This window comes from Rhodococcus sp. NBC_00294 (assembly GCF_036163995.1).
Classification (GTDB): Bacteria; Actinomycetota; Actinomycetes; order Mycobacteriales; family Mycobacteriaceae; genus Rhodococcoides.
Genome location: NZ_CP108043.1, coordinates 501,094 through 513,089 on the forward strand (window position 1 = coordinate 501,094; position 11,996 = coordinate 513,089).

At 67.8% G+C, this 11,996-nt stretch carries 9 protein-coding genes; 5 read left to right on the plus strand and 4 right to left on the minus strand.

All coding sequences use genetic code 11. The features are described from left to right. Positions 1-4 precede the first annotated feature (4 nt). The gene (locus tag OHB23_RS02330) at positions 5-1,537 is read right to left on the minus strand and encodes an HNH endonuclease signature motif containing protein (protein WP_328810793.1); all 1,533 of its coding nucleotides are present in this window, start codon (positions 1,535-1,537) and stop codon (positions 5-7) included. A 32-nt stretch (positions 1,538-1,569) separates the two neighbouring features. Beyond that, positions 1,570-2,514, minus strand: a complete 945-nt coding sequence (locus OHB23_RS02335) for a helix-turn-helix transcriptional regulator (protein ID WP_328810794.1) — start codon at positions 2,512-2,514, stop codon at positions 1,570-1,572. Between the two features lie 95 nt (positions 2,515-2,609). On the opposite strand from OHB23_RS02335, the gene OHB23_RS02340 reads away from it, so the two are divergent. The 4 genes from OHB23_RS02340 (at position 2,610) to OHB23_RS02355 (ending at position 7,716) form a co-directional block, all read left to right on the plus strand. Next, complete coding sequence (locus OHB23_RS02340) at positions 2,610-2,978, plus strand: VOC family protein (RefSeq protein ID WP_222633156.1); 369 nt, start codon at positions 2,610-2,612, stop codon at positions 2,976-2,978. A gap of 106 nt (positions 2,979-3,084) precedes the next feature. After that, on the plus strand, positions 3,085-4,680 hold the full coding sequence (locus OHB23_RS02345) for an MFS transporter (protein ID WP_037186303.1): 1,596 nt from the start codon (positions 3,085-3,087) through the stop codon (positions 4,678-4,680). Between the two features lie 65 nt (positions 4,681-4,745). After that, the gene (locus OHB23_RS02350; RefSeq protein WP_328810795.1) at positions 4,746-6,518 is read left to right on the plus strand and encodes an EAL domain-containing protein; all 1,773 of its coding nucleotides are present in this window, start codon (positions 4,746-4,748) and stop codon (positions 6,516-6,518) included. A 22-nt stretch (positions 6,519-6,540) separates the two neighbouring features. After that, the gene (locus OHB23_RS02355) at positions 6,541-7,716 is read left to right on the plus strand and encodes a GTP-binding protein (protein WP_328810796.1); all 1,176 of its coding nucleotides are present in this window, start codon (positions 6,541-6,543) and stop codon (positions 7,714-7,716) included. 10 nt (positions 7,717-7,726) lie between these two features. Here the strand turns inward: OHB23_RS02355 and clpB are convergent, their stop codons facing one another. Then, entirely contained in the window at positions 7,727-10,273 is a 2,547-nt protein-coding gene (gene clpB, locus OHB23_RS02360) for an ATP-dependent chaperone ClpB (RefSeq protein ID WP_328810797.1), read from the minus strand. Between the two features lie 206 nt (positions 10,274-10,479). On the opposite strand from clpB, the gene OHB23_RS02365 reads away from it, so the two are divergent. Next, positions 10,480-11,643: a globin domain-containing protein gene (locus tag OHB23_RS02365; protein ID WP_027506432.1), complete on the plus strand. Its 1,164-nt coding sequence runs from the start codon at positions 10,480-10,482 to the stop codon at positions 11,641-11,643. Here the strand turns inward: OHB23_RS02365 and OHB23_RS02370 are convergent. Beyond that, positions 11,637-11,894, minus strand: a complete 258-nt coding sequence (locus OHB23_RS02370; protein WP_027506433.1) for a DUF2277 domain-containing protein — start codon at positions 11,892-11,894, stop codon at positions 11,637-11,639. The genes OHB23_RS02365 and OHB23_RS02370 overlap by 7 nt on opposite strands. Between the last annotated feature and the right edge of the window lie 102 nt (positions 11,895-11,996).

The window sequence follows — 11,996 nt, forward strand, 5'->3', positions numbered from 1 at the left end:
TCGTTCAGAACGGTGGCGGGTCGTCGATCGCTGCGGCTTCTCGAGCTCGGCGGTTGCGTGCCCGTTCAGCGCGTCGCCGCGCATGAACGGCCGCAAGGCGAGTGCGTCGTCTCGTCGGTGGCGACTCGGTCCCGGGCGGCGGGTGCACCACTGGGTCGTCGAAGGTGACGTCGGCCAGTTCCGGGTGGAGGTCGTATCCGTTGTGAGCCGGACCGGGAACGGTGCGACCCTCCGGGGTGGTGACGGTCGAGAGGACTCTGCCGGGTAGCTCCGGGTCGGGGTACTGATCGTCGAGGAAGTCGGTGAACGTCTTCAGAGTGTGGTGAAAGCGGCACTTGCCGTTGAGATTCACCGCCGTGGTCTGTCCACCGGCGGCCGGGTCGTCGTGGTCGTACTCGGTCACGTGGTCGAGGTCCGCCGTCACCGCCGGGTTGTTGCATCCGGGCCACGTGCAGTACTGGTCCCGGGCACGGACGAACGTCTCGAGTGCCGCGCTGGGCCGATACGGGTCGGCCGGCTGATGGGCTGCGGGCGTCGCGTCCATCCGTCGACGCACGGCATCGGAACGGTTCGCCAGATCCCGCAGGTGGTCGGGCGAGATGACACCGTGACCGTGCAGGAAGCCGGAGCGGCCGGAGGTGTCGGGGGCTGCACCTTCCGGGCTCGATGCAGCTGCGGTGACCGCATCCAGGGTGGCCGCGTCACCCACCACGTGCACGACGACGGTGGTCGCGCTGATCGAGTCGGGGTCGGTCTCCGTGTGTGTGCACGTGGGATCGCCGCACTGACAACCGAATCCGGTGCCGGTGACGAGTGCGAACAGTGCGTCGGACGCGCGAGCGTTGCGGCTGCGCGGATCGCGCGAGCAGACGTTCGCAGCAAGAGCCTCGACACGGGTTGCGACGAGCAGCGCGTCCTCGGCCGCCAGGGTGGCACCGACGGCCGCCATGCCGTCCGGAGCGTTCTCGACCCAGAAGGAGCGATTCTCCTTGGCCTTGATGCGCCTCTCGCGCACCGCATCAGGATCATGACGATGAACGATGCAGTCGACCATGTCCCGCAGCCGGGTGTCGGACCACGAACGGCGACGCCGAAGGGCGGCAGCGATCTCGGCGTCGACCTCGTCGGCGTAGTCGCGGCCGTCCACCAGATCGGTACGAGTGACGATGGTGTGCAGGTGTTTCGGCGCGAGCAGCCCGTCCCGCAGACACTCTGCGACACGCGGCAGGCGATCGCGCAACACGAGGGCGCGAAAGAGAATGCCGTCGGCGGCACCCTGACTGACGGACAGCACGGTGGCGATGCGGGCGGCGCACTGTGTCGCCGCGTCCAGGCGTCGGCGGTCCGAGGACTCGACCGGCGCGACGATCAGGGCGTGGAGGTGCGCGGCCGCCCGGTAGCGAGTCCACTCCAGGAAGCCGAGGCCGGCGGTCGCGTGAACGACGGTGTCCAGAGCCTCCTCGATCGACGCATCGGTCAGCGCCACCGGAAGGCCCATGGCCTCCGGATTCTGCTGCGCCCACCCCGACTCGAACATGTGTGCGAAGATAACAGGAGCCGCCGACACCGTCAGAAATGTCGACGAGCGAGGTCTGCCGCCAGTTCCGCGATGCGTGTCCGCGCCTCGTGCGGCTCCACCACCTCGAGGTGATCGGCGAACTGCAGCAGTTGCCGTACCCCCTCGATGGTCGAGTATCTGATCGACATCTGCGTCCAGCCGTCTCCGGCGGGCTCGCTCGCGGTGATGCGCGATCCGAGCACACGGTGGGCGAGATCTGTTCTGTTCGAACGGAGACGAGCCGTGACGATCACGTCGCCGGGCGCCTCCACCGCCGCGGACAGCTCGGACCACACACCGCGCAGGCCGACGGAACGATGGTGACTCGACTCGCCCGTGACCTCGTACCCGTCCAACCGCGCCAGTGCGAACAGCCGTCCGCGCCCACCGACGTCGGCGACCAGATACCACCGTCCGGCCTTCGCGGCGAGACCGTACGGATCGACCACCACCGCTTCTGCCTCGAGCGCTCCGCTTCGGCTGTAGCGCAGGAGGAGTCGGCGGTCGGAACGAAGGTCGAGTGCCAGATCCCCGACGTTCACGACGTCACGACCGGGTGCGAACCAGCTCGTGTTGTCGACGACGACCAGCTCCGCGAGACTGCGGCTCGCCGCCTCGACGCCTGCTCGACGCGCCGCGATCTTGCGCATCGCCATGTCGTGCGTCCCGGTCACACCGAGTCGCTCACGCTGCTCCTCGTCAAGACCGGCGAGCGTCACCGCGTCCATCTCTGCCGGCTCGAGGTACGACGCATTGAGTCGTGCCCCCGGCAACAGCACGATCCCGCCGTGCCGTCCTCGCTCGGCGTACACCGGCACCCCGGCGGCCGACAGGGCATCGACATCGCGCAGCACTGTGCGCCGACTCACCTCGAGACGTTCCGCGAGTTCACCCGTGGTGATGCGGTGCCGGGTCTGCAGCAGCAGTAGAAGGGCGAGAAGTCGGGAGGACGTCATGACAGGAATTGTGCGCCGAATAGGTGACAGCTTCTGGCAGGTATGGCGCGCTTCATGGAGTCCGTCATCCACCTCACTCACACAGGAGCGTCCTCGTGCCCGCACCCAATCTGTTTCTCGTCTACGTCACCGACATCGACCGCGCGACCGACTTCTACAGTCGGCTGTTCGACATCGAGGCGACCTTCCGCAGCCCCCGCTACGTCGCCTTCGACGCGGGCGGAACCGTCACGTTCGCTCTGTGGAGCGGGCGCCCCGACCATGCGCACTCGGCCACTCCGCGGACGTCCGAGATCGGGGTGATGCTGCCCGGCCCGGCGTCGAGGATCGACGACGTGTTCCGGGACTGGTCCACGACGGCCGGACTCGTCGTCGTCGAATCGCCCCACGACGACGTGTTCGGTCGGACGTTCGTGGTCGCCGACCCGGACGGCAACCTCGTCCGAGTCGCCCCCGTCGACTGACCCGAGCGTGACGGCCACCACACTCGATTGACCGTGACGCAGCGACACAGTTACCTTCTGTCCACCTTCTATGCGTTATCGCATAGAACCGACGGAGCGGGGTTCCATGGCACTGCATCAGGCACCACCCACCACCTCGCTGTCAGGGCGAGGCCGCGCGCTGGCGCTCCTCGTCATCTGCGCGGCCGAGTTGCTGGTGGTCCTCGACAACACCATCGTCAACGTCGCGCTGCCGTCCATCGGCGTCGAGCTCCAGACCTCGATGTCCGGCCTGCAGTGGGTGGTCGACGCCTACACACTGACGTTCGCCGGCTTCCTGTTGGCGCTCGGGCACTTCGGCGATCGGTACGGACGCCGCCGCGTCATGATCATCGGTTTGCTCGGGGTGGCGGCGCTGTCTGTGGTGGGGGCGCTGTCGAGTGACCTCGGCCAGGTCATCGCGGCACGCGCCGTCATGGGCGTCTTCGCGGCGGCAGTGTTCCCGGCGACGCTGGCCATGATCATCACCATCTTCACCGACCCACGTGAGAAGGCACTGGCCATCGCCGCCTGGACGGCCATGGCCGGCTTCGCCATCGCGATCGGTCCGACCGCGGGTGGCTATCTGCTGGAACACTTCTCGTGGCACTCGGTCTTCTGGATCAACGTGCCCGTGGCACTCGTCGTGGCCCTCGCCGCTCGGGTTCTGGTCCCGGAGTCGCGCGCCGAGCACGTCGGCCGCTTCGACGTCGTCGGACTCGTGTCCTCACTGGTGGCGATCACGGCACTGGTGTGGACGATCATCGAGGCCCCGCATCGCGGATGGCTGTCGGCCACCTCCCTCGCCGGCTACGCGCTCTCCGCCGTGGCGATCGCCGGCTTCCTCGCGTGGGAGAAGCGCACGGCCGCTCCGGTTCTCGATCTGACTCTGTTCGCGAACCGTCGCTTCTCGCTCCCGGCCCTGTCGATCGCCGTCGGCTACTTCTCCATGTTCGGCTTCCTGTTCATGATCACCCAGTACTTCCAGGGCGTCCGCGAGTACTCACCGCTCGAGTTCGGCCTGCACTCACTGCCGTTCGCGGTGGCCGTGGGTGTGGGCGCACCGATCGCCACGCTGATCGCTCAGCGCTTCGGTGCCACCGCCGTCATCGTGCTGGGACTGCTCATCGTCAGCACGGGGATGGCCATCGCCGGCCAGACCACCGTGGACACGCCCTATGTCGGCCCGGTATTGCTGTCGATGGTCCTCATGGGGCTGGGACTGGCCGTCGTCCAGGGACCCGCGACCGACTCCATCATGTCCGCGGTCGACCTGGACGGCGCAGGCGCCGGGTCGGCGGTCAACGACACGACACGCGAGATCGGCGGCACACTCGGTGTGGCGGTACTGGGTTCGATCGTCGCCTCGGTCTACTCCGCGCGGGTCACCCCCTTGGTCGATGCGGTGCCCTCGTCGCTGATGACGGACGGCGAGAAGGGTTTCGCGTCCGAAACCGTCATCGCGGTGATCGAGATGGCGAAGCGTCCCACGCCGTCGCTGTTCGAACAGCAGAAGGCGGAACTGATTCTGGCGATGAAGTCCGCAAGCCTCGAGGGATTCCAGTTCGCCTCGTACGTCACGGTGTCCGCGTGCCTGGCGTGCGCCGTGGCCGTCGCGATCTGCATGCCGTGGAAGCCCGCCGCCGACTCGGTTCTGGCCGCAGCACGAACTCGCCGCCGGTAGTCTGACGTCGGAGTGTGCTGATTCCCAGCGCACTCCGGCGCCGCAGACCGTCGAAACGAGTCGTCGTGAGATCACAGCGGATCAGTCCTGATCCGGTTCTGTCGTTTCTCGCGTTGACGCCGAGACCAGCAGAACGATCTCGCGCCGTCATCGCGGGCATCACGGTGCTCGTCGGCTTCGCCGGCCTGCTGCTCCTGCCCTCCGACGCCCTCCGACCGGGCGGCGCGGTGTGGATACTTTTGTTCTCCGCCACGACCGTTCCCGTCGCGGTCGCCTGGTTCACGACCACGCGTCCGAGGCACTTCGAGACCGCCTACGTCGTCTACGCCGACGTGGGCGTGCTCACCGTCGTGACGATGTACGACTCCGCGTTCCTGTCGATGCCGGCATGCGCCGTACTGGTGCTGGTCTCCCTGTTCGCAGCGGCGTTCACCGACACCCTCACCCTCACATTGCATGTCGCCTTCTCCTGCGGCCTGCTCGTCGTGCTCGCCGCCGTCTCGGTCGAGCAGGGCACGGAGATCTGGCTCGTGCTGTCACGCACGCTCGCGCTGATGAGCATGTTCGCCACGCCCTTCGTCATCCGCATGTACGTCTCCTACCTCCGCCGACAGGTCGAGGCCTCGCAACGCGATCCACTCACGGGGTTGCTGACGCGACGCGGGCTCTACAACCGGGTGACGTCGCAATCGCAGTCCGTGCAGAGTCGCCGCACCGCTCTCGGCGTCTTCGTCGAGATCGCCGACTTCGCGGACGTCGAGCAGCGTTTCGGCCGCGGCTCGGGCCGGGAGGTGCTCGAGGAGATCGCCGAGCGGCTCACCACCGAGGCTCCGGCGGACGCCGTCGCGGCACGGTTGAGCACCTCGCAGTTCCTGTGTGTGCTTCTCGTCGGCCCGGACGGTTCCGCCGATCGCGCGATGCGAGATCTGGCCACCGGACTCGAGAGCACCCCTCTGCGCAGCGCACCGGTCACGGTCCTGACGGGCTCGGTGGCGGAGACCGTCGACCCGCATGCCGACGTGGGCACCACGCTGCACCACCTGATGACGCGTGCGGAGGCGACGATGCAGCGTCGCCACGCCAGTCGGGCGTCCGCGTCGGCGGACCTGCGCGACCGTATCGCGGCGCTCATCGCGTCGGGCGGCCCGAGCATCGTCTTCCAGCCCGTCTGCACCACCGACACGGGAGCCGTCGTCGGCTACGAGGCGTTGTCGCGATTCCCCGACGGGTACGGCTCACCGCAGACGTGGTTCACCGACGCGTCGACCGTCGGCCTGCGCGTGGACCTCGAACTCAGTGCCATCCACGCGGCGATCACCGCGTCCAGCGTGCTGCCATCGGGCGCCTTCGTGGCGGTCAACACCTCGGCGGACACCATCCTGTCCAGCGATCTCGCCGCGGACCTGATCGGGCGCGGTGACAGGGGCAGGCGCTGGATCGTGGAGGTGACCGAACACGACCGCATCGACGACTACGACGGGATGGGCGTCGCCGTCGAGATGTTGCGCTCGGCGGGCGTCCTCATCTCGGTGGACGACGTGGGAACCGGCTACTCGGGTCTGCGCCAACTGGTGGAACTGCGTCCCGGCGTGGTCAAACTCGACGCCTCGATCGTGCGCGGCATCGATACCGACCCCATGCGTCGTGCCGCCGCCGTCAGCATCGTCACGTTCTCGCGGGAGATCGGTGCCGTCTGCATCTTCGAGGGCGTGGAGACCGCCGAGGAACTCGCCACGGCGCGCGAGGTGGGAGCGGATCTGGTGCAGGGATACCTGCTCGGCCGCCCCGCACCCGCCTCGGAACTGCTCGTGAGGGACACCCCCCACCCGACTGCTTGATGACAATGATTATCATCACGGCATGGCCCCTCTGCTCCCCGTCACCGTCCTGTCCGGCTTCCTCGGCGCCGGCAAGACCACCATCCTGGAACACGTGCTCGCGAACCGGCAGGGTCTCAGTGTCGCGGTCATCGTGAACGACATGAGCGAGATCAACATCGACGCGAGGCTCATCGACGGGTCGGTCACCGGGTCGACCACGCTGGTCCGCACCGAGGAGCGGCTGGTCGAACTCACCAACGGCTGCATCTGCTGCACGCTTCGCGACGACCTCATCGAGACCGTGGGCACGCTGGCGTCGGCAGGCGACATCGACTACCTGCTGATCGAATCGACAGGTGTCTCCGAGCCCATGCCCGTCGCGGCATCGTTCGACTGGGTCTTCGAGCCCCGAGGGTTGGAGCCGCAGAGCGATGCGCCCGTCAGCCTCGGCACCCTGGCCCGCCTGGACACGATGGTGACGGTCGTGGACGCCTCCACCTTCCTCACGGAGATCTCCCGCGGCGACACACTCGACGACCGTGAGCTCGATGTCGCCGAGGGTGACGAACGATCCATCTCGGACCTCCTCGTGGACCAGGTGGAGTTCGCCGACATCGTGCTGATCAGCAAGACGGACCTCGTCTCCGACGCTCTCGCCGGAGCCACCGACGCCGCCGTGCGACGGCTCAATCCCCGCGCCGAGGTCGTGCGCACGATCAACGGGGTCATCGACCCCGCCCGAATCCTCGACACCGGTCTCTACGACCCCGAGGCCGCGCTACTCGCCCCGGGCTGGGACGACGAGCTCACCGGCACCCACGTGCCGGAGAGCGAGGAGTTCGGCATCTCGAGCTTCGTCTACACCGCCGACCGGCCGTTCCACCCCACGCGCTTGAACCGAACACTCGACCGGTTGCACGATGTGTTGCGAAGCAAAGGTTTCTGCTGGATCGCGTCGCGACCGGACCGGGCGGCGGTGTGGTCGCAAGCGGGCCCGAACCTCACCATCGACGGTGCGCAACCGTGGTCGGAGATCGACGTTCCGGCCGGCCAGGAAATCGTTGTCATCGGAGTACGACTACGCCCGGACATGGTTCGTGACCTTCTCGACACCGCACTGCTGACAGACGCGGAGGTGACAGCGGGTCCGGACGCCTGGAGGGGCTATCCGGACCCGTTGCCCGAGTGGACGATCGATGTTCACGTGCACGGTTGACGCGTCGATCTCAGCTCAGCTCGAGCGTCGCACCGTCCTCCGACGTGTCCACCGTGACCGTGTCACCGTCGACGACCTTGCCCGCCAGCAACAGCTTGGCCAACTGATCGCCGATGGCCTGCTGGATGAGTCGACGCAGCGGCCGGGCGCCGTATTGCGGGTCGTAACCCCGTACGGCCAACCAGAACCGGGCCGATGGCGTGACGTCCAGCGTGAGTCGACGAGTCGACAGGCGGCGCTGCAGTTGCAGCAGCTGGATGTCGACGATGGACTGCAGCTGCTCCTCGCTCAGGGCGTCGAAGACGACCACGTCGTCGAGCCGGTTCACGAACTCCGGCTTGAATGCGCTACGCACCGCCGCCATCACATGGTCCCTGTCGCCACCCGCACCGAGATTCGAGGTGAGGATCAGGATCGTGTTGCGGAAGTCCACCGTTCGGCCCTGACCGTCGGTCAGACGGCCCTCGTCGAGCACGGCGAGCAGGATGTCGAACACGTCCGGATGCGCCTTCTCGACCTCGTCGAACAGCACCACCGTGTACGGCCGACGACGCACGGCCTCGGTCAGCTGACCACCGGCCTCGTACCCGACGTATCCGGGCGGGGCACCGACCAGTCGAGCCACCGAGTGCTTCTCGCTGTACTCGCTCATGTCGATGCGGATCATGGCACGCTCGTCGTCGAACAGGAAGTCCGCCAACGACTTCGCGAGCTCTGTCTTGCCGACGCCCGTCGGTCCGAGGAACAGGAACGACCCGGTGGGCCGGTTCGGATCGGACACCCCGGCACGAGCGCGGCGCACCGCGTCGGACACGGCCTGGACCGCGTCGTCCTGACCGACGACACGCCTGCCCAGCTCGTCCTCCATGCGGAGGAGCTTCGCCGTCTCACCCTCGAGCATCCGGCCCGCGGGGATACCGGTCCACGCCGCGACCACGTCGGCGACGTCGTCCGGGCCGACCTCCTCCTTCAACATCACGTCACCCTGGGGAACGGTGGCCGCGGTCTTCTCCGCGAGCTCCTTCTCCAGCGACGGGATGCGTCCGTAGCGCAGCTCCGCGGCCTTGCCCAGATCACCGTCGCGCTCGGCCCGCTCGGACTCGCCGCGCAGCGCTTCGAGCTGCTCCTTGAGGTCGCGCACCGAATCGATGGCGTTCTTCTCGTTCTGCCAGCGCGTGCTCAGTTCGGCCAGCTTCTCCTTGCTGTCCGCCAGCTCACCGCGCAGCTTCTCGAGACGGGTCTTCGACGCGTCGTCGGTCTCCTTGGCCAGCGCCATCTCCTCGATCTCGAGTCGGCGCACGACACGCTCGATCTCGTCGATCTCGACCGGACGCGAGTCGATCTCCATGCGGAGGCGGGACGCGGCCTCGTCGACGAGGTCGATGGCCTTGTCCGGCAGGAACCGTGAGGTGATGTAGCGATCCGACAGTGTGGCGGCGGCGACCAGGGCGGAGTCGGTGATGCGCACACCGTGGTGCACCTCGTACCGCTCCTTGAGGCCGCGCATGATGCCGACCGCGTCGTCCACGGACGGCTCACCGACCAACACCTGCTGGAACCGGCGCTCGAGTGCGGCGTCCTTCTCGATGTACTTGCGGTACTCGTCGAGCGTCGTGGCGCCCACCAACCGCAGCTCACCACGCGCGAGCATCGGCTTGATCATGTTGCCCGCGTCCATGGCGGACTCGCCCGTCGCGCCCGCACCGACGATGGTGTGCAGCTCGTCGATGAACGTGATGACCTGGCCGGCCGAGTTCTTGATGTCGTCGAGCACGGCCTTGAGCCGCTCCTCGAACTCACCGCGGTACTTGGCGCCCGCGACCATCGATCCCAGGTCGAGCGACACGACGGTTTTGCCGCGCAGGCTCTCCGGGACGTCGCCGGCGATGATGCGCTGCGCGAGGCCCTCGACGATCGCGGTCTTGCCGACGCCGGGCTCACCGATGAGCACCGGGTTGTTCTTGGTACGGCGCGAGAGCACCTGCACCACACGACGGATCTCGGTGTCGCGACCGATGACCGGATCGAGCTTGCCGCTGCGTGCGGCCTCGGTGAGGTCGGTCGAGTACTTCTCCAGAGCCTGGTACGTCGCCTCCGGGTCCGGGCTCGTGACGCGGGCACTGCCACGCACGGTGGTGAACGCCTCGCGCAGAGCCGCCGGTGTCGCCCCGTTCCTCTGGAGCAGCGTCGCGACATCGGAATCGCCCGTCGAGAGTCCGACCACCAGGTGCTCGGTCGAGACGTACTCGTCGTCGAGTTCGGTGGCCAGCTGTTGAGCGGCGGTGATCGCGCCCAGCGCGTCACGTCCGAGCTGCGGCTGGGTGGTGGAGCCGGTGGCCGACGGCATACGGTCCACCAGAGTCTGCGCCTGCGAGCGGATCGCGCTCGGGTCGACGCCGACAGCCTTCAGCAACGGCGCGGCGATGCCGTCCGTCTGGTCGAGCAGTGCGACGAGCAGGTGAGCCGGCCGGATGTCCGGGTTGCCCGCTGCGGATGCCGACTGCAGTGCAGCGGTCAACGCTGCCTGGGTCTTCGTGGTGGGAGTGAACGAGTCCACCGGTCACCTTCCTTCGGGTCGAACGGGTGTGTCGACGAGAACAACCTTAGTCGACTTGAGTCTATTCCGCTCAAGTTTGTTGACGCCGCACCACGCAGGAGGGCGCCGCCCAGCGCGCTGGCCGTGACAGGACACGACCACTACTCTCGGACACACCACTCGCGCACGAACCCGTCACCCGCCACGACTATCGAAGGTGCCCATTGCTGGACCCGCAGGCCCTGGCGCGAGTGCGCGCCGGAGTTGCCTCCGCGCTGTCCGACGACGGCGCGGACACCGTGGCCGGCGCCTTCTACGCTCGGCTGTTCGCCGAGTACCCCGATTTCCGCGGCTTCTTCCCCGCCGCCATGGATCAGCAGCGGCACCGCCTCCTGCGCGCCGTCGACCACGTCGTCCGGCACCTCGACGACCGCGACTTCCTGCCCTTCCTGCATCAACTCGGGCGTGACCACCGCAAGCACGGCCTGACCGGCGCGCACTTCCTCGCCGCCCAGAACGCGCTGGTCGACGCGTTCCGCACCACGGCGGACCCGGACGTCTGGACAGACGAGACCGACGCGGCGTGGCGCCGCGTGGTGTCGATGATCTGCAACTCGATGGCCGTCGGGGCCGACACCGAGGACCTGCCGCCGTACTGGGGAGCGACGGTGGTCGAGCACCATCGCGTGCTCGACGATCTCGCGATCGTGCGCCTGCAGACGGACGCCGACATTCCCTTCGCCGCCGGCCAGTACCTCAGCGTGCAGATCCCGCAGCGTCCACGGATGTGGCGGTACCTCTCCCCCGCGATCGCACCCAACGACTACCGCGGCATCGAGTTCCACGTCCGGCGGGTGTCGGCCGGCTGGGTGAGTCCGGCCATCGTCTCGGAGACCACGGTGGGCGACCGCTGGCTGCTCGGGCCGCCGCTGGGCGGACTCAGTGTGGACACGTCGCCTGGCAGCGAGGACGTGCTCATGATCGCGGGTGGCACCGGCATCGCCCCCCTGCGTGCGCAGCTGATGGACATGGCGATGCGGAGCCGTAATCCGCGGGTGCATCTGTTCGTGGGCGGCGAGTATCCGAGCGACCTCTACGACCTGGACACGCTGTGGAACCTGGCACGCACCAACCCGTGGCTCACCATCGTGCCAGTCGTGGAGCAGCCCGAGGAGCCGTGGTGGCGGCCCGGTCCGGCACGCGAATTCCCGCCGGGCATGAACCACACCATGGTGGGCAAGCTCGGGCAGGTGGTCACGCGGTTCGGATCGTGGGCCGATCGGCAGATCCAGGTGTGTGGATCACCGTCGATGGTGCGTACCACCCTGTACGCACTGCGCAAGGTGGGGACGCCGATGCAGAACGTCCAGCACGATCCCCTGGGTCAGTGAGGGTGCGCGTGCGCCAGGCGGCGTAGCGGCGGCACCGTCTGCGGCGGCTGCTTGCGGGGCGGGAGCACGCTCAGCAACCGGGTGGTCGACGCGGTGACCTCGGCCACGGCGGTCTCGAAGGCGTCCCGGTTCGCGTCCGACAGTGTGCGGAGTCCGCTGACCTTGCGCACGTACTGACGCGCGGCCGCCTCGATCTCCTCGTCCGTCGCCGCAGGCTCGAGCCCGCGCAGTTCGGTGATGTTTCGGCACATGCGAATCACGGTAGACCGGGCACCGTCCGAGGGGAACACCCGAAGAGCTTTACGCTGTACAGGCACCGCGTCGGATAATGTCCACCAATTCAAGCTTCATGC